This window comes from Vibrio rubrogenes (assembly GCF_059641415.1).
On sequence record NZ_JCARSY010000021.1, the window covers coordinates 23,514 to 49,114 of the forward strand.

21 protein-coding genes are annotated in these 25,601 nt (G+C 46.3%); 5 read left to right on the forward strand and 16 right to left on the reverse strand.

The features are described 5' to 3' along the window. Positions 1-13 precede the first annotated feature (13 nt). The 4 genes from iscU to trmJ form a co-directional block, all read right to left on the reverse strand. Positions 14-397, reverse strand: coding sequence for a Fe-S cluster assembly scaffold IscU (gene iscU, locus AC55NX_RS14365; protein WP_496996369.1), 384 nt, complete (start codon positions 395-397; stop codon positions 14-16). 36 nt (positions 398-433) lie between these two features. Next, entirely contained in the window at positions 434-1,648 is a 1,215-nt protein-coding gene (locus AC55NX_RS14370; RefSeq protein WP_496996370.1) for an IscS subfamily cysteine desulfurase, read from the reverse strand. A gap of 26 nt (positions 1,649-1,674) precedes the next feature. Further along, the gene (gene iscR, locus AC55NX_RS14375; RefSeq protein ID WP_311845752.1) at positions 1,675-2,196 is read right to left on the reverse strand and encodes a Fe-S cluster assembly transcriptional regulator IscR; all 522 of its coding nucleotides are present in this window, start codon (positions 2,194-2,196) and stop codon (positions 1,675-1,677) included. Between the two features lie 113 nt (positions 2,197-2,309). Beyond that, positions 2,310-3,032, reverse strand: a complete 723-nt coding sequence (gene trmJ, locus AC55NX_RS14380) for a tRNA (cytosine(32)/uridine(32)-2'-O)-methyltransferase TrmJ (RefSeq protein ID WP_496996371.1) — start codon at positions 3,030-3,032, stop codon at positions 2,310-2,312. A 199-nt stretch (positions 3,033-3,231) separates the two neighbouring features. On the opposite strand from trmJ, the gene suhB reads away from it, so the two are divergent. Then, positions 3,232-4,035 carry an inositol-1-monophosphatase gene (suhB, locus tag AC55NX_RS14385; protein ID WP_496996372.1) on the forward strand — a complete coding sequence of 268 codons (804 nt, stop codon included), beginning with the start codon at positions 3,232-3,234 and terminating at the stop codon, positions 4,033-4,035. A gap of 78 nt (positions 4,036-4,113) precedes the next feature. On the opposite strand, the gene secF is transcribed toward suhB, so the two are convergent. The 5 genes from secF to queA all read right to left on the reverse strand — a co-directional run bounded on the left by secF (position 4,114) and on the right by queA (position 9,704). Next, positions 4,114-5,061: a protein translocase subunit SecF gene (secF, locus tag AC55NX_RS14390; RefSeq protein ID WP_496996373.1), complete on the reverse strand. Its 948-nt coding sequence runs from the start codon at positions 5,059-5,061 to the stop codon at positions 4,114-4,116. Between the two features lie 31 nt (positions 5,062-5,092). Next, complete coding sequence (secD, locus tag AC55NX_RS14395) at positions 5,093-6,949, reverse strand: protein translocase subunit SecD (protein WP_496996374.1); 1,857 nt, start codon at positions 6,947-6,949, stop codon at positions 5,093-5,095. Between the two features lie 19 nt (positions 6,950-6,968). Beyond that, the gene (gene yajC, locus AC55NX_RS14400; protein ID WP_021020758.1) at positions 6,969-7,301 is read right to left on the reverse strand and encodes a preprotein translocase subunit YajC; all 333 of its coding nucleotides are present in this window, start codon (positions 7,299-7,301) and stop codon (positions 6,969-6,971) included. Between the two features lie 106 nt (positions 7,302-7,407). After that, the gene (gene tgt, locus AC55NX_RS14405) at positions 7,408-8,541 is read right to left on the reverse strand and encodes a tRNA guanosine(34) transglycosylase Tgt (protein WP_496996375.1); all 1,134 of its coding nucleotides are present in this window, start codon (positions 8,539-8,541) and stop codon (positions 7,408-7,410) included. A gap of 95 nt (positions 8,542-8,636) precedes the next feature. Beyond that, positions 8,637-9,704 (reverse strand): tRNA preQ1(34) S-adenosylmethionine ribosyltransferase-isomerase QueA, encoded by a 1,068-nt coding sequence (gene queA, locus AC55NX_RS14410; RefSeq protein ID WP_496996376.1) that lies wholly within the window; start codon positions 9,702-9,704, stop codon positions 8,637-8,639. Between the two features lie 226 nt (positions 9,705-9,930). Between queA and AC55NX_RS14415 the strand changes: the two genes are divergently transcribed. Beyond that, complete coding sequence (locus tag AC55NX_RS14415) at positions 9,931-10,398, forward strand: CBS domain-containing protein (RefSeq protein WP_496996377.1); 468 nt, start codon at positions 9,931-9,933, stop codon at positions 10,396-10,398. Positions 10,399-10,549: 151 nt separating this feature from the next. Here AC55NX_RS14415 and aceA read toward each other — a convergent pair whose 3' ends face one another. The 3 genes from aceA to AC55NX_RS14430 form a co-directional block, all read right to left on the reverse strand. Then, on the reverse strand, positions 10,550-11,860 hold the full coding sequence (gene aceA / locus AC55NX_RS14420; protein WP_059122620.1) for an isocitrate lyase: 1,311 nt from the start codon (positions 11,858-11,860) through the stop codon (positions 10,550-10,552). 196 nt (positions 11,861-12,056) lie between these two features. Beyond that, a complete protein-coding gene (gene aceB, locus AC55NX_RS14425) occupies positions 12,057-13,694 on the reverse strand; it encodes a malate synthase A (RefSeq protein ID WP_496996378.1) in 1,638 nt (545 codons plus the stop codon). Positions 13,695-14,258: 564 nt separating this feature from the next. After that, positions 14,259-15,164, reverse strand: coding sequence for a hydrogen peroxide-inducible genes activator (locus AC55NX_RS14430; RefSeq protein ID WP_496996379.1), 906 nt, complete (start codon positions 15,162-15,164; stop codon positions 14,259-14,261). A 190-nt stretch (positions 15,165-15,354) separates the two neighbouring features. On the opposite strand from AC55NX_RS14430, the gene AC55NX_RS14435 reads away from it, so the two are divergent. Beyond that, complete coding sequence (locus AC55NX_RS14435) at positions 15,355-15,966, forward strand: peroxiredoxin C (RefSeq protein ID WP_059122619.1); 612 nt, start codon at positions 15,355-15,357, stop codon at positions 15,964-15,966. A 116-nt stretch (positions 15,967-16,082) separates the two neighbouring features. On the opposite strand, the gene phoU is transcribed toward AC55NX_RS14435, so the two are convergent. The 4 genes from phoU to AC55NX_RS14455 are packed head-to-tail and all read right to left on the reverse strand — an operon-like array spanning position 16,083 to position 21,494. After that, the gene (gene phoU, locus AC55NX_RS14440; protein ID WP_496996380.1) at positions 16,083-16,796 is read right to left on the reverse strand and encodes a phosphate signaling complex protein PhoU; all 714 of its coding nucleotides are present in this window, start codon (positions 16,794-16,796) and stop codon (positions 16,083-16,085) included. A gap of 39 nt (positions 16,797-16,835) precedes the next feature. Then, entirely contained in the window at positions 16,836-17,645 is an 810-nt protein-coding gene (gene pstB / locus AC55NX_RS14445; RefSeq protein ID WP_496996381.1) for a phosphate ABC transporter ATP-binding protein PstB, read from the reverse strand. Between the two features lie 2 nt (positions 17,646-17,647). Beyond that, a complete protein-coding gene (gene pstA / locus AC55NX_RS14450) occupies positions 17,648-19,288 on the reverse strand; it encodes a phosphate ABC transporter permease PstA (protein WP_496996382.1) in 1,641 nt (546 codons plus the stop codon). A 16-nt stretch (positions 19,289-19,304) separates the two neighbouring features. After that, complete coding sequence (locus AC55NX_RS14455; protein WP_496996383.1) at positions 19,305-21,494, reverse strand: ABC transporter permease subunit; 2,190 nt, start codon at positions 21,492-21,494, stop codon at positions 19,305-19,307. Between the two features lie 497 nt (positions 21,495-21,991). Here AC55NX_RS14455 and ppk1 point away from each other — a divergent pair, with 497 nt between their 5' ends. Both ppk1 and ppx read left to right on the forward strand, forming a co-directional pair. Beyond that, positions 21,992-24,097: a polyphosphate kinase 1 gene (gene ppk1 / locus AC55NX_RS14460; RefSeq protein WP_496996384.1), complete on the forward strand. Its 2,106-nt coding sequence runs from the start codon at positions 21,992-21,994 to the stop codon at positions 24,095-24,097. Beyond that, positions 24,081-25,583, forward strand: a complete 1,503-nt coding sequence (gene ppx, locus AC55NX_RS14465; protein ID WP_496996385.1) for an exopolyphosphatase — start codon at positions 24,081-24,083, stop codon at positions 25,581-25,583. Before ppk1 ends, ppx begins: the two co-directional genes overlap by 17 nt. Positions 25,584-25,601: the final 18 nt, after the last annotated feature.

Consider the following 25,601-nt stretch of genomic DNA (forward strand, 5'->3'; position numbering starts at 1 on the left):
CCTCGATCAATTATCAATACTCGTGTTTTTTCTTATAATCCGCAACAGCTGCTTTAATCGCATCTTCTGCAAGAATCGAACAATGAATTTTCACTGGTGGCAGTTCAAGCTCTTCAGCGATTTCAGCATTTTTTATCGCTGCCGCTTCATCAATCGACTTGCCTTTCACCCACTCGGTGACTAGTGAGCTGGAAGCAATCGCACTACCACACCCATAAGTTTTAAATTTCGCATCTTCAATGATGCCTTCCGGTGAGACTTTGATTTGCAGTTTCATAACGTCACCGCACGCAGGCGCACCTACCATACCACTTCCGACACTCGGGTCTTCTTTGTCAAAAGAACCAACATTTCGTGGATTCTCATAGTGGTCGATTACTTTATCACTATATGCCATGATGATTACCTCATATCCTCTATCGCTGGGAAGAAATTAATGATGAGCCCACTCAACGGAACTCAAATCAACGCCTTCCTTGTACATATCCCATAGAGGAGACATGTCGCGTAATTTATCTACAGCTACACGGATTTGCTCGACCGCGTAGTCTACCTCTTCTTCCGTCGTAAAACGACCAAATGAAAAACGAATTGAGCTATGAGCCAGTTCATCGTCCATCCCCAGAGCGCGCAATACATAAGATGGCTCCAAGCTGGCAGAAGTACATGCACTACCAGACGAGACTGCAAGGTCTTTTAAAGACATCAGTAACGATTCACCTTCAACATAAGCAAAACTAATGTTCAGGTTGTTCGGCAAACGCTGTTCAAGATCACCGTTAACCGTGACTGCTTCCATTCCTTCTAGGCCGGCCAACATCCGATCACGTAACTTTTTCGCATGATCATAGTCTTGCTGCATCTCTTCTCTGGCAATTCGGCAAGCTTCTCCCATACCAACGATTTGATGCGTGGGCAGCGTTCCTGAACGGAATCCGCGCTCATGTCCGCCACCATGCATTTGTGCTTCAAGACGAATACGCGGCTTACGACGAATATATAAAGCACCAATCCCTTTCGGGCCGTAAATCTTATGTCCGGATAAAGAAATCAGATCGACTTTTATTTGTTGAACGTCAATCGGCAGTTTTCCGGCCGATTGAGCCGCATCCACATGGAATACAATCTTATGCTCACGGCACAACTCACCGATGGCTTCGATATCCTGAATCACACCAATTTCATTGTTGACATGCATGATCGAGACAAGCACCGTTTCATCACGCATTGCTGCTTTCAGCTTATTGAGATCAATTAAGCCATTTGACTCTGGCTCAATATATGTGACTTCAAAACCTTCACGTTCCAGCTGACGACAGGTATCCAGCACCGCTTTATGCTCAGTCTTACAGGTAATGACATGCTTGCCTTTTTTACCGTAAAAATGAGCAGCACCTTTAATCGCAAGATTATCAGATTCGGTCGCACCCGAGGTGAACACAATTTCTCTTGAATCGGCATTCAGCAATGCTGCAATCTGCTCACGGGCCGTATCTACAGCTTCTTCTGCCTGCCAGCCATAACGGTGAGAACGAGACGCCGGATTACCGTAAATACCATCAACCGTCATGTACTGAACCATTTTTTCAGCAACACGATGATCAACCGGACATGTTGCTGAATAATCAAAATAAATAGGCAGTTTCATTTTCTACTCCAATGTAAAACTAGCAATTATGACCGAGCATTCGCTCTAAGAGACACAGGTTCGGCTGACACCGAAAGCGGTTTCTGCTGCGTGCGTCCCTGATTGATTGCAAGGTCTACATTCTGTCGATCTGAAATTTCTATTACTTCGTTATCATTCATCAGATCGCCCAGTGTAATATTATTGAGAAAATCACTAATACGAGAACTTAAATCGCACCAAAGTGTATGTGTCAGACAACGGGTTCCGCTCTGACAGTCACCTTTCCCTGAACATTTGGTTGCATCGACGGATTCATCAACGGCACCGATGACATGTCCGACAGAAATCGCATAAGCTTCAGCTCCCAAACGGTAGCCGCCACCCGGACCCCGAACACTTGCAACCAATCCGGCTTTACGCAGTTTTGCAAATAACTGCTCCAGATAGGACAAAGAAATACCCTGGCGCTCGGAGATATCAGCCAGCGGCACTGGATTTTGTTGCGAATGCAGAGCCACATCAAGCATGGCGGTCACTGCATATCTTCCTTTTGATGTTAATCTCATAATCACTTTTATCCACACCGTTTATGTGGATCACAGTTTGTCATACCTGACTAAATAGGTCAAGTATTTAATTGACCTATTTAGTCAGGTATTTATCCCTTCAATAAAAGCGGTTATTTTCCGCGTCGTTCGATCGACGTCAAAATACCTCTTAATATATTGATTTCCTGAGATTCCGGACGAGCACGACTAAATAAACGTCGTAATTTATTCATCACCAGATTCGGTTGTTCTTCGGTAATAAACTGGGTCTGAAACAGCACTTTCTCCAAATGCTGATAGAATCGTTCTAACTCATCATGACGCGGATACTCTGGTTGCAGGTCTTGAGGAAAAGCCTGCGCTTGCCGCTCCAGATAGGCGACACGAATCTCATAGCAAAGCGTCTGTACCGCCATCGCCAAATTCAAAGAACTGTATTCAGGATTAGCCGGAATCGCGACATGATAATGGCACTTCTGTAGCTCTTCATTCGTCAGCCCCGTTCTCTCCCGGCCAAACACTAATGCAACCGGGGATTGCTCTCCTTCCTGAACAAAGCGCTCGCCACACGCTCTCGGGGTCAACATAGGCCAAGACAGTGTTCTCGAACGAGCACTACTGCCAACCACTAACTGACAATCTTCAACCGCGGCTTCAAGGGAATCAACAATCGTTGCATTTAACGCAATTTCGCTGGCACCGGCTGCCATTGCAATGGCCTGTGCATCAATCTCACATTGAGGAGTAACCAAAACCATCTGGCTGAATCCCATCACTTTCATTGCCCGAGCCGCTGAACCGATATTACCTGAATGAGAAGTGCCGACCAGCACGATTTTCACTTGACTGAGCATGGGTGATTCTACTTTATTGATTATGGGATGACGACATCATTGAATAGCTGCCGATGTTACCATAAAGCAGATAAAAATGGTCAGGTTCTGAGTGAAATAATCCCCCTATAGAACATAATTTAACCACTTCCTTTTCTGAGGATCTCTGGTATACTTTAGCCCGCTTTTTTCGTTCTTTAACATCCGTTGGGAAACCCGTATGCATCCAATGCTTAATATTGCTATTCGTGCCGCACGAAAAGCTGGCAACCATATTGCTAAATCACTAGAAAATTCTGAAAAAATTCAGTCAACTCAAAAAGGTACGAACGATTTCGTTACTAATGTAGATAAAGAAGCAGAGTCTATTATTGTTGACGTTATCAAAAACGCTTATCCGGAACATGTCATTATTGCTGAAGAAAATGGCGTGATTGAAGGAAAAGATCAAGACGTACAATGGATCATCGACCCACTGGATGGCACCACCAATTTCCTCAGAGGAATACCTCACTTCTCCGTATCTATCGCGGTACGCATCAAAGGCAAAACTGAAGTCGCCTGTGTTTACGACCCAATGATGAATGAACTGTTTACCGCACAACGTGGATCGGGAGCACAATTGAACAGTTCCCGCATTCGCGTCAATGCGCTCAAAGATTTACAGGGTACCGTGCTGGCAACTGGCTTTCCTTTTAAACAAAAACAGCACGCTGAGTCTTACCTAAAAATCGTATCAGCTCTCTTTACTGAATGTGCTGATTTCCGCAGAACAGGCTCTGCGGCACTGGATTTATGCTACGTTGCTGCTAATCGTGTCGATGGTTTCTTTGAACTGGGATTGAAACCATGGGATATGGCAGCAGGTGATCTCATCGCCCGTGAAGCCGGTGCTATCGTCACGGATTTCGCAGGTGGGACAGATTACATCAAGTCAGGTAATATCGTGGCATCAAGCGCCAAAGGAACCAAAGCAATCCTGAAGCATATCCGCGAACAAGGTAATGATGCGATTCTAAAATAATCATTGCTTGAATGGTCTGAACATAAAAAAACCGCTGATATCAGCGGTTTTTTTTATTATTAAGCTCAGTGCGAATGATTAAGGGAGTTCATCAAACTCCGCACCTTCCTTCTCGACTTGCGGTTGAAGTAAGTGCTCACGTTTGATCCCTAGTTTTAAGGCCAGAGCAGAAGCAACGTAGATTGAAGAGTATGTCCCGACGGTAATACCGAGTAACAATGCCAGGGCAAATCCGTGAATCATCGCCCCGCCTTCAACGAACAAAGCTATCACCACAAATAACGTCGTACCTGAGGTAATTAAAGTCCGGCTCAGCGTCTGTGTAATTGAATTATTCATGACTTCGGCAGATTCTCCTTTCCGCATTTTACGGAAATTCTCACGAATCCGGTCAAAGACAACGATAGTATCGTTCAGTGAGTACCCCACCACCGTCAGCAATGCAGCTACGATAGTCAGATCAACTTCGATCTGTAAGAACGAAAACACACCGAGCGTAATGGTCACGTCATGCGCCAGAGACAAAACAGCCCCGGCAGATAAACGCCATTCAAAACGCATCGACACATACATCAGGATACAAAGGAGCGATATCAGGATTGCCATCCCGCCCGCTTCAGTTAATTCATCACCGACGTTGGGGCCGACAAACTCGATACGACGCATTTCAACATGCTGTCCTGTACCAGCATTGATTGCGCTGATGATTTGGTTACCCAGCGCTTCACCGGCAACATTATCACGCGGGCGAAGACGAACCAGCACATCTTTGGCCGAACCAAAGTTTTGCACAGTCGCATCGCCAAAACCTTTCGCTTCAAGCGCACTCCTGACCTGTTCAAGATCAGCAGGTTGCTCAAAACTCACTTCAATCAGTGTGCCACCGGTAAAATCAAGCCCCCAGTTAAACCCCTTCGTAGAGATTGTCACGATAGACGCCACAATCACTAACGCTGAAAGGAGGAAGGCAAACTTCGACCAACCCATAAAGTTGATCGCTTGCTTTGCTTTTAGAATTTGAAACATATCTATTCCCAGCTTTTAATCATGACGACGATTAGATCGACAATTTCTTAATCCGCTTGCCGCCATAAAGCAAGTTCACCACACAACGTGTCCCAATAATGGCAGTAAACATTGAAGTCAGAATACCAATGGACAACGTCACAGCAAATCCTTTGATTGCACCCGTTCCGACCGCAAACAAGATAATCGCAGTGATTAACGTTGTAATATTTGCATCAGCAATGGTGCTAAATGCATTGGCATATCCCTGATGAATCGCCTGTTGCGGATTACGCCCTTCAACAAGTTCTTCCCGGATCCGCTCAAAGATCAACACGTTGGCATCCACCGCCATACCGACAGTCAATACAATCCCTGCAATTCCCGGTAATGTCATCGTTGCCCCGGGGATCATAGACATCACCCCGACAATCAATATCAAGTTTGCCACCAGTGCCAAATTCGCAATCAAACCGAACTTACGATAGTAAAGTGCGGTAAACAGCATCACTGCGAGCATCCCCCAGACACATGCCTGAACCCCCATATCGATATTCTGTTGTCCCATAGACGGACCGATTGTCCGCTCTTCAACAATAGAAATCGGAGCGATCAAAGCACCGGCACGGAGCAGCAATGCCAGATTATGAGCTTCTGCGGAAGAATCGATCCCCGTAATCCGGAAACTACGTCCCAAAGCCGACTGAATGGTCGCTTGGTTAATCACTTCTTCGTGCTTCGTCAGGATGATTTTCCCCTGCGGTGTTTTACGACCACTGTCTTTATACTCAGCAAAAACAGTTGCCATCAACTTACCGATATTTTTCTCGGAGAATGCGGACATTTTATTACCGCCTTCACTATCGAGAGAAATATTGACCTGAGGCCGGCCATATTCATCGGCGCTCGAACTCGCATCGGTGATACTGGCACCACTGAGGATAACGCGTTTTTTCAGCACGACCGGACGACCTTGACGGTCAAGTTTGACCTCCGTTCCCGGTGGAACACGTCCGGCAGCAGCGGCTGCCAAATCGACACTGGTATCAACTTCACGGAATTCCAGTGTTGCCGTCGCACCCAGAATCTCTTTGGCACGCGCAGTGTCTTGGACACCGGGTAGTTCAACCACAATACGGTTGGCTCCCTGACGCTGTACCAATGGCTCCGCAACCCCAAGTTCATTGACCCGGTTTCTTAAGATCGTGATGTTTTGTTCAACAGCATAATTGCGGATTTCTTGCAGACGCGTTTCGTTATACACCGCCGTCACAACATAGCGGCCTTGTGTTTCTGCCGCTGAGATAGTCATATCCCGGTGTTTTGGCTGAAGAATGTTTACTGCCTCATTAGCCTGTTCTTCGTTACGCAGTACGACTTCCAAACGCTTGTTGTCAGCAGTATGAACGGCACGATAACGAATCTTAGCTTCCCGAAGCTCGGTTCGGAAGGCATCTTCTTCCTGAGTCAGTAATTTGTCCATGGCGGCATCCATATCCACTTCCATCAGGAAATGCACACCACCGCGTAAATCAAGCCCCAGCTTCATCGGTGTCGCACCAATAGACTCCAGCCAATGCGGTGTCAATGGTGCAAGGTTCAATGCCACGATCATATTACGATCAAGCGCTTCCCGAATCGTATCTCGGGCACTCAGTTGAGTATCGGTATTATTGAACCGGACAAGAATTGAGCCGTTTTCTAAAGCGGCTGATTTGTATGAAAGGTGCGCTTTGTCAAGCGACTGGGTGACAGTATCCAGCGTTGCCATATCAACAGAGGCGCCACGCGCCCCTGTTATTTGAACAGCTGGGTCTTCACCGTAAATGTTCGGAAGTGCATACAATGCAGAGATGGCGATAATCAATGCCACCATCAGATACTTCCATAATGGGTAACGGTTCAGCACAGCGAGGATCCTCTAGCTGTTATAGAGATTTAAGCGTACCTTTTGGCAACACTGCAGTAACGAAGTCTTTTTTAATCACAACTGGATTATTCGGGTTCAGTTCGATCGTGATGAAATCATTGTCATCAGCAATTTTGGTAATTTTACCAATCAAACCACCACTGGTTAATACTTCATCACCTTTTGTCATCGAAGACATCAGGTTTTTATGCTCTTTGGCACGTTTGGCTTGTGGTCGATAGATCATGAAATAGAAGATGACAGCAAACACAGCCAGCATGATCAGCATTTCAAAACCACCACCTTGGGGTGCGCCTTCGCCCGCCGCATGGGCAACAGAAATTAAACTCATTGAGAAACGTCCTCTCGGGTTATTGTTGTTAAATCATATTTATCTTATGTTGGGTTGCGCCATTGGAATTTCAACCACTTGGTGATTATCTTCCGGTGCAATCCATTCAGGCTTTTGCCAGTGGCGGAACAGCACGCTCTCTACGTGCGTAAAACTCCTCGACAAACGCGTCAAATCGATCAGCTTCAATCGCTTCACGGATACTTGCCATCAGTCTCTGATAATAGCGAAGATTATGGATAGTATTCAAACGAGCACCCAAAATCTCATTACAACGATCCAGATGGTGTAAGTAAGACTTAGAATAATGTTTACATGTATAGCAATCACAATGTGGATCTAACGGTGTCGTATCCGTTTTGTGTTTTGCATTGCGAATTTTTATCACACCACCAGTCACAAACAAATGACCATTTCTGGCATTACGCGTCGGCATCACACAATCAAACATATCGATCCCGCGACGAACCCCTTCGACCAGATCTTCCGGTTTTCCGACGCCCATCAGATAACGAGGTTTATCTTCAGGTAATTGTGGACACGTATGCTCCAGAATACGATGCATGTCTTCTTTCGGTTCACCGACAGCCAGACCGCCGACAGCATAGCCGTCAAAACCAATCTCAGTCAGACCGGCAACCGACACATCGCGTAAGTCTTCATACACCCCACCCTGCACGATACCGAACAGTGAGTTGGGATTTTCCAGCTGGTCAAAATGGTTTCGCGAACGCTTTGCCCAACGTAATGACATTTCCATCGACTGTTTGGCTTCCGTATGCGTCGCCGGATACGGTGTACACTCGTCGAAGATCATCACGATGTCAGAGCCGAGATCCTTCTGGATTTCCATCGACTTTTCCGCATCCATAAAGATTTTCTCACCATTAACCGGATTACGGAAATGAACACCTTCTTCAGTGATTTTACGAATATCTCCCAGACTGAAGACCTGAAAACCACCGGAGTCCGTCAGAATCGGCCCTTGCCAATTCATGAAATCATGTAAATCACCGTGCATTTTCATCACTTCCTGCCCGGGACGCAGCCAGAGGTGGAAGGTATTACCCAGTAAGATTTCAGCACCGGTTTCTTTGACCTCTTCAGGGGTCATACCTTTTACCGTACCGTAAGTACCGACCGGCATAAATACAGGAGTCTGTACAGTCCCACGTTCAAAAGTAATCTGCCCACGCCGGGCATTTCCTTGCTTCTTTTTCAGTTCAAATTTTAACTTCACAATGCCTCCAAAGTGCCAGAGAAACAATCTGACGGTCTACGAGAAATTTTCTCTCGGATGTTTCGCAAACATCCCTCGCTTAGCGCTTGCGTGCGCTAAGCGCATGTTCTTTCATGCTGACGCTTTGCAATAAACATCGCATCCCCATAACTGAAGAAGCGATATTTTTGTTCGACGGCATGACGATACGCTGCCATCACATTGTCATAGCCGGCAAAAGCACTCACCAACATGATCAAGGTTGACTCCGGCAGGTGAAAATTGGTAATCAGACAATCGACAACCTGATACTCATACCCCGGATAAATGAAAATATCGGTATCGCCAAAGAAAGGGGCCAACGCTTGGCCATTTTTCAACGCCTGATGTGCAGCACTCTCTAATGAACGAACCGAAGTGGTTCCGACAGCAATAACCCGGCCACCACGTTGACGAGTCGCGGCAATGGCATCAACAACAGCGGCAGGCACTTCAACGTATTCCGCGTGCATATGATGATCATTGATATTTTCAACCCGTACAGGCTGAAATGTGCCGGCACCGACATGAAGCGTAACATAAGCCATTTCGACACCTTTTGCCGCAATTTGTTCAAGCAAATCAGTATCAAAATGTAACCCTGCGGTCGGTGCGGCAACCGCACCCGGTTTTTCGTTATAGACGGTCTGATAACGCTCTTTATCAGCGTCTTCGTCTGGCCGGTCAATATAAGGCGGTAAAGGCATATGCCCGATTGCGTTCAAGACATCCAGGACTGCGACTTCAGTTTCCAGACGAATCTCAAACAAGGCATCATGACGAGCAACCATCGTGGCTGGATAATCGTCATTTTCTCCCAGCAATAATGCACTGCCGGCACGCGGGGCTTTTGAAGAGCGGACGTGAGCCAATATACTGTGCTCATTCAGAACTCGCTCAACCAACACTTCAATCTTACCACCGGAGGCTTTGCGACCAAACATTCTAGCCGGGATAACTCGCGTGTTGTTAAACACCAGTAAATCACCCGGCCGCACCAGGTCCAGCACATCGGTAAAGGTTCCGTCAACAACGGCACCTGTCTCACCATCGAGCTGCAACAGACGACTTGATGTCCGTTCAGCTTTGGGGTATCGGGCTATCAGCTCATCAGGTAAGTCAAAATGAAAATCGGAAACTTGCATAACTCTTTTCTGTCTAGTCATTCGCAGCGCGGTAGTATATACGGAAATCAGCGAGGACGGCAGCGTATTCCATTGATTCAGGCTAAATCTGGAATAATTTTTTTAACAAAAGCCAGAAATCGGTCGCGATCTCTCATCTCGGTTCAGCAGAAAAAACTATAGTCAGGGTATCCACCTTCTTGGATTCACAACACTCGATGATTGCCGCTTCAGTAAGGAGTTCGCTATGATCAAAATTGAAGACATGATGACTCGCCATCCACATACGCTCACCCCCACACATACCATAGAAGATGCCCGGGCATTTATGGAAAAATACGAAATTCACCATATTCCGATTGTCGATCAACACCAGAAAATCTTGGGTATCGTTTCCCAAAGAGACATCTTACAGGCCCAGCACTCCTGTCTGAATCGTGATATTTCGCCTTCGACAATCTTACTCTCCCACCCGCTCTCAGAAATCATGCATACACATATGATCACGGTTTCTCCCGATGCGGGACTGAAAGAGAGTGCCTTATTTATGCAAAAACACAAGGTCGGTTGCCTCCCGGTGATCGAACACGAACGTCTGGTCGGAATCATCACCGACAACGACTTTGTTGCGATTGCGATTAACCTGCTTGAACTACAAGAAGAAGCCGAACCGGATGAGTTCGGGGGCGAAGATGAAGATCTTGATTCCCTTTAACGAGAATGGCGATAGCCAAACTTGATGGGTGAACTCCAATCGATGAATGATTACAAAAAAGAAGAGCAGCCTAAGCTGCTCTCTTTGCAATCTCACAAGATGAATTGCAAAGTAAAGTGGCAAGATGAATTGTAAAAAACCTTCGCGAGATTCAGAACTGATCTTCTTCGGTTGACCCCGTCAGTGCTGTCACAGAAGATTGCCCGCCCTGAATCGTATTGGTCACGCGGTCAAAATAACCGGTTCCGACTTCCTGTTGGTGTGCAACGAAGGTATATCCTCGCTCTGCTGCTTCAAACTCAGGCCGCTGAACTTTTTCAACGTAGTGACGCATCCCTTCTCCCTGCGCGTAAGCATGGGCTAAATCGAACATGTTGTACCACATGTTATGAATCCCCGCTAACGTGATGAATTGATAGCGATATCCCATGTCAGCGAGTGACTGTTGGAAGTGCCGAATGGTTTCTGCGTCGAGATTTTTCTCCCAGTTAAAAGAAGGAGAACAGTTATATGCCAGTAGCTGATCCGGATACTGCTCATGAATCGCCTCGGCGAAACGCCGTGCTTCCTCCAAATCAGGTTTGGCAGTTTCGCACCAGACCAAATCAGCATAAGGTGCATAGGCCAGACCGCGCGAGATCGCCTGTTCAATCCCCGCTTTTACCCGATAGAACCCTTCAGCCGTCCGCTCTCCGATAATGAAATCCTGATCATAAGGATCGCAATCGGAGGTCAACAAATCGGCTGCGTTGGCATCGGTCCGCGCAATCACTAATGTCGTTGTCCCCGCAACATCAGCAGCAAGACGGGCTGCAATCAGTTTTTGCACTGCTTCTTGAGTGGGGACTAATACTTTACCGCCCATGTGACCACATTTTTTCACCGATGCCAGTTGATCTTCAAAATGGACACCAGCCGCACCGGCTTCGATCATATGTTTCATCAGTTCATAGGCGTTGAGCACCCCGCCAAAACCAGCCTCTGCATCGGCAACAATCGGCAGAAAATAGTCGATTCCCCCTTCATCTTCCGGGGTAATGCCATTCGACCACTGGATTTGATCGGCACGGCGGAATGCACTGTTGATTCTTTTGACCACTGCCGGCACAGAATCGACCGGGTAGAGGGATTGATCCGGATACATCGCTGAAGCCGTATTATTATCTGCGGCGACTTGCCAGCCCGACAAATAAATGGCCTCAATACCAGCTTTGGCTTGTTGAACCGCCTGTCCGCCGGTCAGTGCGCCCAGACAGTTCACGTAGCCTTTTTTCGCCTGTCCATTAACCAAAGACCAAAGTTTGTCGGCACCGCGCTGTGACAGGGTATATTCCGGTATGACCGATCCCCGGAGTGCGACGACTTCTTCAGCGGTATAAGTCCGTTTCACATGCTGCCAGCGAGGATTGGTTGCCCAGTCTTTTTCCAGCGCTTCAATTTGTTGACGACGAGTCAGAGTCATAGTTTTATCCCTCATGTTATCCCGAATGATATCGGTAATCCTTCTCCCTTTCCTTTACCAGACCGTTTTAAACAGTTGATACTGAAAAGCTTGTTTCACATTTTGATCCATTTTATTGTTATTCCCGTCACGGCTTCGTTTACTACCACCGAGCCTGAGTCGAGATGCTCCCCACACTGAACGCGCTCCTCACGGGTCACGCCAGATAGTCATATCCCGGCACCGTTAAAAATGCCGTTAACGCATCACTGGTCGTCAGACGTTTCATCAGTTGTGCGGCTTCACTGAAACGCCCTTGCTCAAACCGTTCTGCTCCGATTTCTGTGCGTACCACGTCAACTTCTTCAGCGAGATACCGCTCGAATAAAGCTTTTGTGACAACCTCCCCGTTATCCAACGTCTTATGATGTCGAATCCATTGCCAGATAGAGGTTCTGGAAATCTCTGCCGTTGCGGCATCTTCCATCAACCCGTAAATCGGTACACAACCATTGCCGGAAATCCAGGCCTCGATGTATTGCAGTGCGACCCGAATGTTATGCCGCATTCCCTGTTCGGTTCGCTCCCCCTCACAAGGTTGGAGTAATTCTTCGGCGGAGATCGGCGCGTCATGCTCACGCGTGACGTCCAATTGATTGGGTTTGCTGCCAAGCACCTCATCAAACACAGCCATGGCGGTATCCGCGAGGCCTGGGTGGGCAACCCAGGTTCCATCATGTCCGTTGGTTGCTTCCAGTCGCTTGTCTTGGTGAATTTTTTCCTGAACCTGACGATTCTGTGCCGCATCTTTGGCAGGAATGAAAGCAGCCATTCCACCCATCGCAAAAGCACCGCGTCGGTGACAAGTGCGAATCAGCAGGCGGGAATAAGCACTGAGGAAGGATTTATCCATTGTCACGACCTGACGATCAGGCAGCACGCGATCCGGATAGTTTTTCAACGTTTTGATGTAGCTGAAAATATAATCCCAACGGCCACAGTTCAGGCCGACAATATGCTCTTTCATGGCAAACAGGATTTCATCCATTTCAAACACTGCCGGTAGTGTTTCAATCAAGACGGTCGCTTTGATCGTACCGGTATTGAGCCCGAAATAATCTTCGGTGAAATGAAAGACATCGCTCCACCACTTCGCTTCTTGATGGCTTTGCAGTTTAGGGATATAGAAATAAGGACCGCTGCCTTTTTTCAGTAACGCCTGATAATTGTTGAAAAAATAGAGTGCAAAATCGAATAATGCACCGGGAATCGGCTGTTGTTCAAACGTGACATGTTTTTCCCGCAGATGCAGACCACGCACCCGGCATATCAGCACCGCAGGATCATCACACAACTGATAAGACTTACCGGTTTCCGGTTGTACATAACTGATGGTGCCATTCACCGCATCCTGAAGGTTAATCTGTCCTTCCAGCATCTTTGACCACACCGGAGACATTGAGTCTTCAAAGTCAGCCATAAACACTTTTACATTCGCATTCAGCGCATTAATCACCATCTTCCGTTCGGTCGGCCCGGTAATTTCAACCCGTCGATCCTGCAAATCTTGTGGAATGCCTAAAATTTTCCACTGCCCGTTGCGAATCGACTGAGTTTCCGGCAAGAAGTGAGGTAATGTCCCCTGATCAATGCTTTCCTGACGGTCAATACGACGCTGCAATAAGGTTTCGACATGAGGCGCAAAACGAGCACAAAGTTCAGCCAAAAAGAGCTGTGCTGCCGATGAGATAATATAAGACTGCGCTTCAGGCACGCTGCCGTGAATGTTGAGTCGTTCAAGCACTTTTTGTTGCTCACAAGAGAGCGTTTGTTCATCAGCGAGTGGTTCCATCATTGCTTCCCTCTTTTTTCGTCAAAATCATCCAATCACACATCAATTTCATTTGTAAATTTAAAACAACATTTAAATACAACTCAAACCCAATATTTTTACTTTGATGTTATCTACCATGTTCCAGAATGATCAATTTTTCAACCGTTCTCATACTAGACATAAGTCTTATTTAAGCTAGATAAACTCTAGGAAATAAACAGATAAATGAAAAGACCGTTAAGCAGCAAAAAACAAAATTTGAAGTTTCATACTGTGGGAGAGATAAGCGCAAAAAGTAATTTAATTTCGTAATTAAATTACCAAATAATTCACAACGAAACTGTGTAATAAAAGACTATCTTTTCAGGGGAGATTAGTGAGTGATTGATTTCATTCAAATTCATCCAACACGTCAGCAACAACTGGCTCACCGAGTTGTGTAAAATTGACATTGTGAATATTTTTGATTTTATGAAAGCTTCAATCGATAAGTGCTGTAAAATTTTACAAAAAACTGCAACCTATCAATATAAAAAACTAAGAAAGCACATTAATGCCGTATGAACATCTGGTTAAGACCAACTGCTAAAGGAGTTCTGAAACGACCTCAGATAACTGGTGAAAGACCTGACTGCGAGAGGAACTCGGCCGCCAGACTAAACCAATCAGACGAAATGCACTTTGACCCGGCGGTTCAACCACCACCAGATTTTGGTTATCCAGCAAACCGTGTTTAATCGCCATCTGCGGAATAAACGTCGTACCCAACCCATTCGCCACCATTTGCACCAGCGTGTGCAAGCTTGTTGCCATGAAGGGATTAATTTTTTCTTTTTCCGTTAACTGACAGGCTGACACCGCATGCTCGGTCAAACAATGCTCATTCTCTAACAGAAATACAGATTCATCGGGCAAGTCATCATAACGAATCGGCACAGGAATACGATCAGCCTGACTTTTACTGATAATCATTCGGAAGGGATCTTTACCGACAATTCGACTTTCCATATTACCGATATCAACCGGTAAAGCTAAAACCAGCACATCCAGTTCACCGTGACGCAAACCTTGCAGCAAATTGGTCGTGGTATCTTCTCGTAACAATAAATGAAGCTTAGGGAAGCGCATATTGACTTCTTGAACCAGATCCCCCAATAGGAACGGAGCAATCGTCGGGATACAACCGACTCTGAGCTGGCCTTCCATGAGATCGCCCTGACAGAGTTTTCCCATTTCAATCAAGTCTTGTCCTTTCGCGAGTAACTCTCTGCCCTGAAGAACGACCTGTTCTCCGGCGTGCGTAAAGACTAACGGGCTCTTCTTGTCTTTTTTCTCATATAAAGGACAACCGATGAGCGCTTCCAGCGTCTGAATGCCTTTACTCAGTGTTGACTGACTGACAAAACAGCGTTCAGCCGCTTCGCTGAAATGGCGTGTTTCATACAGGGTTACCAAGTAATGAATTTGCTTTAAACTCGGCCATTTATTCATAAAATCATTAATATACGGGTTAAATCTGTATAAAGGCTAGCATATCCTAGTTCATCGTTTTTTTCGATAAACTTAATCTATTTATTTCGCTTTTTCCTATACTAGGATTTGTCTATAGTTGATCGGAAACAAACATGGACCGGGCCGTTTTCAACAGTCTGGAATTTTCATATTATTAGGAGCAAAAAAAATGGTACTAGTTGGTCGTAAAGCCCCTGATTTTACTGCTGCTGCTGTTTTGGGTAACGGTGAAATTGTTGATGCATTTAACTTTGCAGAGTTTACCAAGGGTAAAAAAGCGGTTGTTTTCTTCTATCCACTAGACTTTACATTCGTTTGCCCATCTGAGTTAATCGCATTTGACAAACGCTTCGAAGACTTCCAAGCGAAAGGCGTTGAAGTTATCGGCGTGTCAATCGACTCTCAATTCTCACACAACGCATGGCGTAATACACCGGTAGATAAAGGCGGTATCGGTGAAGTAAAATATCCACTCGTTGCTGATGTAAAACATGAAATCGTTAAAGCATACGATGTTGAGCACCCAGACGCTGGTGTTGCTTTCCGTGGTTCTTTCCTGATTGACGAAGAAGGTGTTGTTCGTCATCAAGTCGTCAATGATCTGCCTCTGGGCCGTAACATTGATGAAATGCTGCGTATGGTTGATGCACTAAACTTCCACCAAAAACACGGTGAAGTTTGTCCGGCACAGTGGGAAGAAGGTAAAGCAGGCATGAAAGAATCACCTGACGGTGTTGCCGCTTACTTATCTGAGCACACTTCAGATTTAGATAAAAAATAACATAGGCTTGCCAGTTCTCAACACTGGTCAATGGTTGGATAATAAATAAACAATCACTTACCCCAATCATGAAAAGTAAAGTCGATATACCAAACCGGAGCAGAGCTCCGGTTTTTTTATGTGTCGGAATCAGTTTTTAACACATCATCCAACGATTGATCGCCCAGATGGCGGACATCTTTGCCTTTCACAAAATAGATAATGTATTCACAGATATTCTGACAACGGTCACCGACGCGTTCAATGGCTCGAGCAGACCACATCACTTGCAGGATATGTGGAATATTTTTGGTATCTTCCATCATATAGGTCATCAACTGGCGAATCACCGCTTCGTATTCTGAATCGAGCCGATCATCGAGTTTGTGAACCTGAGCCGCAGCCTCCACATCCATACGAGCAAATGCATCCAGCACTTGATGCAGCATTGCAATGGCTTGGCGACACAACGGTTCCAGAGACACTTGAAACCGACGCTCTTTCGAAGCAGGACTCTCGATAGCAACGTGAGCCATTTTGGTCGCAACATCGCCAATTCGCTCCAGATCAGTGATGGTCTTGATAATGGCAATAATCAAGCGTAAATCTTTCGCGGTCGGCTGTCTCTTGGCAATAATCCGGGTACAGGCATCATCAATAGATACTTCCATTGCATTGACTTTGTGATCATCGCGGATCACCTGACGAGCCAGTTCCAAATCTTGTTTATGTAATGCCTGCATTGCATAGGATAACTGCTGCTCGACCAATCCGCCCATTGTCAGGACATGAGTCCGGATCGCTTCAAGCTCAGCGTTGAACTGTCCGGATATGTGGCGACCAAACTGCATAATGCCTCTCTTAAATTGTATCGTCGTAACGACAAACGTTTATCCGTAACGCCCGGTAATATAATCTTCGGTCTGTTTTTTCACTGGCGATGTAAAAATGGTATCCGTATCAGCATATTCAACCAACTTTCCCATATGAATGAAGGCCGTATGATCACTGACTCGCGCTGCCTGTTGCATGTTATGCGTGACAATCACCACCGTATATTTGGTTTTCAGATCATTGATCAGCTCTTCTATCGTCAGGGTTGAAATCGGGTCAAGCGCTGACGTCGGCTCATCCAATAAGATAATTTCCGGTTCGATCGCAATGGCCCGGGCTATCACCAAACGCTGTTGCTGCCCACCGGACAAGCCGAATGCGTTCTCATGTAAGCGATGTTTCACTTCTTCCCACAGCGCAGCCGCCCGCAACGAACGCTCTACAGCATCATCCAATATCCGGGCATTCCGCACACCTTGCAAGCGAAGCCCATAAATCACATTTTCATAGATTGACTTCGGAAACGGGTTCGGACGCTGAAACACCATCCCCACTCGCCGGCGTAGCGTTGCTACATCTACGGATGGCGCATAAATATCCTGACCATGCAATGTAACTTTTCCTTCAACCCGACACCCTTCAACCAAATCATTCATCCGGTTCATACAACGCAATAACGTTGACTTACCACAGCCGGAAGGCCCGATAAACGCAGTGACTTGCCCTTTGGGTATCCGCATTGAAATATGGCTGAGCGCGACGGTTCCCTGATAAAACAGGCTGAGATCATCAATCTCGATCGCTGTCTGTTTATCACTGAGATGATTTACATCAATTGATGGCTGCGTATGATTCAGCGGCAACATGATTAATCCTGTCCCATTGTTCTGTATTTCTCCCGCAGATTATTCCGGATACTAATTGCTGTCAGATTCAGCGCAACAATCACGGCCACTAGTAAGAATGATGTCGCGAATACCAGCGGACGTGCAGCTTCAATATTGCTGGTCTGAAAACCGACATCATAAATATGAAATCCCAAATGCATAAATTTTCGTTCTAAATGAATAAATGGAAACTCATTATCGACCGGCAGGCGAGATGCCATTTTGACCACACCAACCAGCATCAAGGGTGCCACTTCACCGGCAGCTCTGGCAACAGCCAGAATCAACCCTGTAATCATAGCAGGTGTTGCCATCGGCAAAACCACCCGCCAAATAGTTTCAAACTGGGTGGCTCCCAGTGCCAACGAGCCATGGCGTACAGCAAGTGGAATTCGACTTAGCCCTTCCTCTGTCGCAACAATCACAACCGGTAAGGTGAGCACAGCCAGCGTCAACGCCGACCATAACAGACCGGGAGTACCGAAAGTCGGGGCTGGTAAACGCTCGGCATAAAAGAGCGAATCGATCGTCCCACCGATGGTATAAACAAAAAAACCGAGTCCGAAAACACCATAAACAATTGAAGGCACACCAGCCAAATTCATCACCGCGACGCGGATCAGATGGGTTAAGGTATTTTCACCGGCATATTCATGTAAATAAATCGCAGCAACCACACCCAGCGGCATGACAATGACAGACATAATAATCACCAACAAGATGGTGCCGAAGATTGCAGGGAAAACCCCACCTTCCGAATTGGACTCTCTTGGATTGTCCGAAACAAAATGCCATACCTGTTTTCCCCAGTGAACCACTTTTTCCGGCAAGGACATATCGTTGGGATACCATATATTCAAGATCTGACTCACCGGAATGTGAATGGTATCCCCTCGCATATCCACCGCCACCAGCGCTTGCATCCTGAGTTGCTCCCGCAACGCATCCAAGGTCTGAGAAACCGCGGTTAACTTTTGTTCCAATGCTGATTTCTGCCGTTCATATTGTGCCAGATAAGCCGCGTCGATCTGGTGGTTCAGTTCCCGCTTGCGTTTGTCCAAACGGAGTTTTTCAATCTGTTGGCTCCAAGCCTGCACTTTGTCATACGTGAGGGTTTGAATCTGTTGATGAAGCTGCTCAGACTCACGTAATCCGGCTTGTAGGGCTGCGTCAGTGTTATCCGCCATCCCACCGTCAGCCAGCCGATAGCCGATTGGTTTGCCAAAAAACTGCCCGTCCCGAACCCGCTCAATTACAGCCCACCCTTGTGGCATCGAGGGTTCAGAGAGCTGACTTTTAAGGACCGATATAAAATCTGACGGATAAATATCCCGATTTGCAATTTTAATATGCAAACGAGTAATCGAATCCCCTTGTTGTTCTGTTTTGGCGTTTTCTGGCGAGGACAAATGAGAGGCCAGCACTTTATCTTGGTCATACAACTGACCAATCAAACGCTCACCTGACGACGTCTGCCATGATAACAGCGGTGTCGGCCAGAAATAGGTCAATCCTTTCCAGCCAATCAATAGCAATAGCCCTAATACGGCAAGTAAACTGAAACTCACCGCACCGCCTGTCAACCATATCCACGGAGAGCCGGACTTTATCCAATTCACCATTTAATTCGTCCTAACATTACAATGCCCGATACTTTTCTCGCAGGCGCAATCGAATCCATTCCGCCAATGCATTCACTAAAAACGTGAAGACAAACAGAAGCAATGCGCCCAAAAACAATAATCGATACTGACTACTTCCCACTTCTGCTTCCGGTAGTTCCACCGCAATGGTTGCCGCCAGCGTTCGCATTCCTTCAAAAATATTCCAGTCCATAATCGGCGTATTGCCGGTGGCCATCAATACAATCATGGTTTCACCGACCGCACGTCCAAGCCCCATCATGATCGCCGAAAATATGCCCGGGCTTGCCGTCAGCAATACAACATGAGTCAAGGTCTGCCAAGTCGTCGCTCCCAATGCCAGTGACCCATCAGAAAGATGTTTCGGCACAGAGAAAATCGCATCTTCAGCGATGGTAAAAATAGTCGGAATCACCGCAAATCCCATCGCAATTCCAACCACCAAGGCATTGCGCTGATTGAAGTCGATCCCGTATTGCGCCAGAAACACCCGGATATCACCATCAAATAACCAAGTTTCAAGGTGAAAGCCAACAGGCAACATCAGGACCATCACACCAGCCAAGACCGGAACTAAAAGCGCAGCATGCCAACCACGCTGCACCGTTCTGCGCCATCGATCCGGTGAAAAATGCCAAATCAGACCAAACACAATTGTCGATAACGGTAACAAGATGATCATGACCACCGCAGCGACCAGATGTCGCTCTAAAATCGGTGCCAGCCACAACCCGGCCAGAAAACCGATAATGACGGTTGGTAATGCTTCCATCAGTTCGATTGTCGGTTTTACCTTACGTCTCATCCGGGCAGACATAAAATAAGCGGTATAAATCGCGGCTAAAATTGCCATCGGTACAGCAAAAATCATCCCATACAAAGCAGCTTTGATGGTGCCAAAAGCGATCGGAACCAAACTAAACTTGGGTTCGAAGCTATCTGAAGCCGAGGTCGTTTGCCAGACATAGTCCGGCTCCGGGTAATTTTCATACCATAACTTTTGCCAAAGAGCAGAAAATGATATCTCGGGATATCCGAGATCGATGCGAGCCAGATTCAGACGCCCCTGATGATAAGCCACCAGATATTTTTCATTGTCAGACAACGCCACCCGGTCTGGCGATTGTTTAAACACCTTTTGGCTCAGAACAAGCTTATGATTCGTTGCCTGATAATTGCGGACTTGACCGTCGTGATGTAATGAGAAAAATCCCTGATGATAAGCATCCGTCACGATCAGACTGGTTTGCTCACCGGTGTTGAATGCACGGATTGGCATAAATTGTCTTTTTTGATCCCGAATGACGTCAAACCATTGGGTGACAACGCCTTGTTGGTCACGCACTAACAGTGAGTCGCCACCCGGTAGTAACGCCATCTGGACGATTGTTCGGTGGGTATCACCTCGGGTCAGATCGACCACTTCTCTGACTCGATATGTATGACCGTTGCGAATAGCAATCACAAGATGACCGCCTTCGCGGATATACAGCGTATGACCATCCGGTGCAAATAATAACGCATCCGCAACAACCGTTTCAGGAAAACGAAAGACGCTCACTTGCTCTGAATGCGGGGCAAAAGACAAAACCGTCAGCATGCCATCTTGCGTGGCAAATGCGAGCGTTACGGCCTGTGCAGACACAGCAAACGTCAAGCGCTGTACATGATCCGGGATATCGGCACTGAGTGATGAAGGTAATGGTAATCGTTCAAAATCCGGAACAAAGATTGTCTCTCCTGCGCGGAGCCGATGAGTGAATTGAGGTCGGCCGATAACCAGCTGTTTGTCGGCACCTAATGCTGCAAACCAATGTCCAACGACCGTACTCTGCCTGGGTACGAAATCAAGTTGCTGCTGCCAGAGGGGCGACTGCGCTGTTTTTTGAGTAGACCAGAAAGTCATTTCCCCAAGCCGGTCAAGCATAAAGACATACTGACCATATTCATCAACAGCGAGTTGGATTGGGATCTGTTCAGAGGTTGAGACACTGAGATGTACGGGAGACATCTTGATTTCAGCACTGGAAAACAGCGGTAACGCCACCCAAATCAGATATACAAAAATTAAGATCAGAGCCCCAAGTACACTGACACCACCAGCACGAACGGTAAAACGAATCAGCCGATCTTTAACAAGACGCTTTTTATCCGCTGCTTTGAGAGAAAACTGAGGGTATGACATGTTTGTCCTAACGAATCTGACCGATATACCAATAACACAGACAGAGAATAACACCCGTCCCCCGGCCTGCAACAGACTCACGAGACTCCAAGCTTCAACATCTCCGGCCCATAAGCATATGTCAATGACGTGACATTTATATTACAACAAGCGCTAACCACCTGAAATAACAAGTAACACACGAGTCTGATTTTATGATTGATTCATCGGCATTTTTTCTGTTCGTTCTTCTCGTCCGAATAAACAAATATCCCTTGATAACACCACGAATCTTCTAATGTCTTATATACTTTGAAATAAAAATGTAACACAAAACACCTAACTTTCTTTTTTATTACTGATAGTTATATTTGCTTTGTATCATGTGGGCTACAAATACAAACGCCATGACTCACTGGCAATTTCTCACTGATTATTATTTCACAGAGAATTGGTCGCCATGGCTGACGAACTGTCGCTGAATGTATCGCCCCGAGTTGCATGAAAGGTCTGATTGTATGAGTGTTGAGAAGTTATATATCGAAAAAGAATTAAGCTGGTTGTCTTTTAATGAACGGGTTCTCCAAGAAGCAGCGGATAAGTCAGTACCACTCATTGAACGGATACGTTTTCTGGGAATTTTTTCTAACAACTTAGATGAGTTTTACAAAGTCCGTTTTGCCGATGTAAAACGGCGAATCCTGATTGACCGGGAGCATGGCGGCAACAGTACATACAAACACCTGCTCTCCAAAATGCAAAGTAAAGCGCTCAAGCTCAATCTGGAATTCGAAGAACTGTATAACGATCTCATTAAGGAAATGGCTCGCCGGAGAATCTTTTTAGTCAATGAAACTCAGTTGGACGAATTTCAAGGGAGATGGGTCAGAAAATATTTCAAAAATGAAGTGATTCAGCACATCACACCGTGGCTACTCAATGAAGAAGCCGACATGCTGCAATTTCTCAAAGATGAATATGCTTACATTGCCGTAGAACTGAACACCAACGAACGTTCTCACTATGCACTGATTGAGATTCCGACCAATCACCTGCCTCGGTTTATCATGGTACCGGAGCAAAAAGGTAAGCAACGCAAAACGATCATGTTACTGGATAATATTATCCGCTATTGTCTGGACGATATTTTCAGAGGATTCTTCGAGTATGATCAACTCAATGGTTACGCGATTAAGATGACCCGGGATGCCGAATATGATCTCAGCCATGAAGTGGAACACAGTTTGCTGGAACAGATGTCGGAAGGCCTCAGTCAACGTTTAACGGCCATGCCGGTACGCTTTGTCTACGAAAATAGCATGCCGAAAGAGATGTTGCAGTTTCTGTGCGATAAACTCAAAATTTCCAATTATGATAGCCTGCTCCCCGGTGGCCGGTATCATAATTTCAAAGACTTTATCTCATTTCCAAATGTCGGGCGGGACTACTTGGAAAACAAACCGATGCCACCGATCAAGTGTGCTGATTTTTTCGGTTTCGCCAACAGTTTTGATGCGATCAGAGAGCAAGATATTCTGCTTTATTACCCCTACCACACTTTCGAACATATTACCGAGCTGGTCAGACAAGCGTCATTTGATCCCAAAGTTCTCAGTATCAAAATTAATATTTATCGCGTCGCTAAAGATTCGAAATTGATGCATTCCCTGATCCATGCCGTCATGAATGGTAAACAGGTGACGGTTGTGGTCGAACTACAAGCCCGCTTCGATGAAGAGGCGAATATCGAATGGTCCAGAATCCTGACTGAAGCAGGTGTGCATGTCATTTTTGGGGCCCCGGGACTCAAAATCCACTCAAAACTGCTCTTGATCAGTCGTAAAGAGGAAGAAGAAATCATCCGCTATGCACATATCGGAACCGGTAACTTTCATGAAAGAACCGCCAGAATTTATACCGATTTTTCACTGTTAACCGCAGATCCGGAAATTACCAATGAAGTACGCAGCGTGTTTGGCTACATTGAGAATCCATACCGCCCGGTCAAATTCCGTCACCTGATTGTATCGCCCCGAAACTCCCGCGTCCGTCTCAATGAATTGTTGGATAATGAAATTGCCAATGCCAGAGCCAATAAGAAAGCCGCTATTACCTTGAAAGTGAATAATCTGGTTGATCGAGAGCTGAGTAACAAACTTTATGAAGCCAGTTCTGCCGGTGTTCAGATCAAAATGATCATTCGAGGCATGTGTTCGCTGGTACCGGGAATAGAAGGCGTCAGTGACAATATCCAGATCATTAGTATCGTTGATCGGTTTTTGGAGCATCCTCGCGTCATCATTACCCACAATGACGGGGATCCGCTGGTTTATATTTCTTCTGCGGACTGGATGACACGCAATATCGATCACCGGATTGAAGTTGCCACACCAATTCGTGACGAGCGACTGAAAAAACGCATCATTGACCTCATCAACATTCACTTTACCGATACGGTTAAAGCGCGTTGGATAGACAAAGAGATGAGTAACCGATATGTTAACCGTGGTAACCGAAAGAAAATACGTTCTCAGATAGCGATTTACGATTATCTGAAAAATGTCGAAAAACAAACACGCAAGCAAAAAGCAATAGAAGTAAAATCTCATGAAAACACCCAGTGAACCCCGGCATATCGCAGCAATTGATTTAGGTTCAAACAGTTTCCACATGGTTGTCGCACAAGTCATCGATCAGGATCTTCAACTGGTCAGCCGCCATAAACAGCGTGTCCGGCTGGCATCAGGATTAGATGACAATAAAAAACTCAATGCCGAAGCGATGACCCGCGGGCTGGATTGCCTTGCGATGTTTGCTGAACGCATTCAGGGGTTCGCGCCTGAAAATGTCCGTATTGCGGCAACCCATACCTTACGGCAAGCAGTGAATGCTCAGAAATTCATTGAACATGCCCGGGCAATTCTGCCCTACCCGATAGAGATCATTCCGGGCATGGAAGAAGGTCGACTCATTTACCTGGGCGTTGCCCATACTCAGCCGCAATCGGACTCAATGCTTGTCGTTGATATTGGCGGGGGAAGTACGGAAATGGTGATTGGTCAGGGATTCGAAGCACAGCTTGTCAACAGCCTCCAAATGGGATGTGTCAGTTATAATCAGCGTTTCTTCCCACAAGGCAAGCTCTCTAAAAAGAGCTTTGCCCAAGCCTTTGTGGCCGCACAGCAAAAGCTAGAATCTGTCGCCCGGCAGTATCGCAAGAAAGGCTGGCAAAGTGCATTTGGCTCATCAGGCACAATCAAAGCAGTTCGGGAAGTGTTGATCGGCATTGGCTATGACGATGGCATTATGACCACCGAGCGGTTAGAGACGCTCATCGACAAACTCTGTGAAAAAACACAGATTGAAGAATTGGATATCAAGGGACTCAGTGACGAAAGGAAACCGGTATTTGCCGCAGGCGTTGCCATTCTTTACGCCATTTTAAAAGATCTGAATATCAAAGAGATGCATTTTTCACAAGGTGCCCTCAGAGAGGGTCTGTTGTATGAGATGGAAGAGCGCTTTAAATGCTCGGATATTCGTCTGAGAACAACCGAGAGCCTCGCCCAGAAACATCGGGTAGACTTAGAACACGCAGCCAAAATCAAAGGATTAGCACGGCAGTTTTTTGAGCAAATCAATCACGGAGCCAATATTTCGGCTCAGGATGATGAACTGGTCGATTTGCTGGAATGGAGCGCACTGTTACACGAAGTTGGTTTGAGTATTAGCCTGCAAGGATACCACCGTCATTCAGAGTATATCCTTCGCTATACCAATATGCCGGGGTTTAACAGCGAGCAACAACTGGTGCTCTCAACATTAGTCCGCTTCCAGAGAAAGGCTTTAAAGCTCAACGAAATGCCGGACTTCACACTCTACAAGAAAAAACAGATCATCCGGCTGATCCGCATTCTCCGGCTGGCGATTGTGCTCAACGGACAAAGAAGTGATGAGTTACTCCCGGAGATATTTCTGACGGCAGAGAACAACGTCTGGACGCTCTCCAGCCATGACGCCGAATGGTTAGAAAACAACAAACTGCTTCATGCCGATTTACTCAACGAACAGCAATACTGGGAAAATATCGGTTGGACATTGAACTTTTAAAAGACTTCGGGGTGTGAA

What these genes read in the sequence shown, in the direction of transcription:
- iscU (WP_496996369.1), bottom strand. Translation starts at nt 397, where the DNA reads ATGGCATATAGTGATAAAGTAATCGACCACTATGAGAATCCACGAAAT.
- AC55NX_RS14370 (WP_496996370.1), bottom strand. Translation starts at nt 1,648, where the DNA reads ATGAAACTGCCTATTTATTTTGATTATTCAGCAACATGTCCGGTTGAT.
- iscR (WP_311845752.1), bottom strand. Translation starts at nt 2,196, where the DNA reads ATGAGATTAACATCAAAAGGAAGATATGCAGTGACCGCCATGCTTGAT.
- trmJ (WP_496996371.1), bottom strand. Translation starts at nt 3,032, where the DNA reads ATGCTCAGTCAAGTGAAAATCGTGCTGGTCGGCACTTCTCATTCAGGT.
- suhB (WP_496996372.1), top strand. Translation starts at nt 3,232, where the DNA reads ATGCATCCAATGCTTAATATTGCTATTCGTGCCGCACGAAAAGCTGGC.
- secF (WP_496996373.1), bottom strand. Translation starts at nt 5,061, where the DNA reads ATGTTTCAAATTCTAAAAGCAAAGCAAGCGATCAACTTTATGGGTTGG.
- yajC (WP_021020758.1), bottom strand. Translation starts at nt 7,301, where the DNA reads ATGAGTTTAATTTCTGTTGCCCATGCGGCGGGCGAAGGCGCACCCCAA.
- queA (WP_496996376.1), bottom strand. Translation starts at nt 9,704, where the DNA reads ATGCAAGTTTCCGATTTTCATTTTGACTTACCTGATGAGCTGATAGCC.
- AC55NX_RS14415 (WP_496996377.1), top strand. Translation starts at nt 9,931, where the DNA reads ATGATCAAAATTGAAGACATGATGACTCGCCATCCACATACGCTCACC.
- aceA (WP_059122620.1), bottom strand. Translation starts at nt 11,860, where the DNA reads ATGACTCTGACTCGTCGTCAACAAATTGAAGCGCTGGAAAAAGACTGG.
- aceB (WP_496996378.1), bottom strand. Translation starts at nt 13,694, where the DNA reads ATGATGGAACCACTCGCTGATGAACAAACGCTCTCTTGTGAGCAACAA.
- AC55NX_RS14430 (WP_496996379.1), bottom strand. Translation starts at nt 15,164, where the DNA reads ATGAATAAATGGCCGAGTTTAAAGCAAATTCATTACTTGGTAACCCTG.
- AC55NX_RS14435 (WP_059122619.1), top strand. Translation starts at nt 15,355, where the DNA reads ATGGTACTAGTTGGTCGTAAAGCCCCTGATTTTACTGCTGCTGCTGTT.
- phoU (WP_496996380.1), bottom strand. Translation starts at nt 16,796, where the DNA reads ATGCAGTTTGGTCGCCACATATCCGGACAGTTCAACGCTGAGCTTGAA.
- pstB (WP_496996381.1), bottom strand. Translation starts at nt 17,645, where the DNA reads ATGTTGCCGCTGAATCATACGCAGCCATCAATTGATGTAAATCATCTC.
- pstA (WP_496996382.1), bottom strand. Translation starts at nt 19,288, where the DNA reads ATGGTGAATTGGATAAAGTCCGGCTCTCCGTGGATATGGTTGACAGGC.
- AC55NX_RS14455 (WP_496996383.1), bottom strand. Translation starts at nt 21,494, where the DNA reads ATGTCATACCCTCAGTTTTCTCTCAAAGCAGCGGATAAAAAGCGTCTT.
- ppk1 (WP_496996384.1), top strand. Translation starts at nt 21,992, where the DNA reads ATGAGTGTTGAGAAGTTATATATCGAAAAAGAATTAAGCTGGTTGTCT.
- ppx (WP_496996385.1), top strand. Translation starts at nt 24,081, where the DNA reads ATGAAAACACCCAGTGAACCCCGGCATATCGCAGCAATTGATTTAGGT.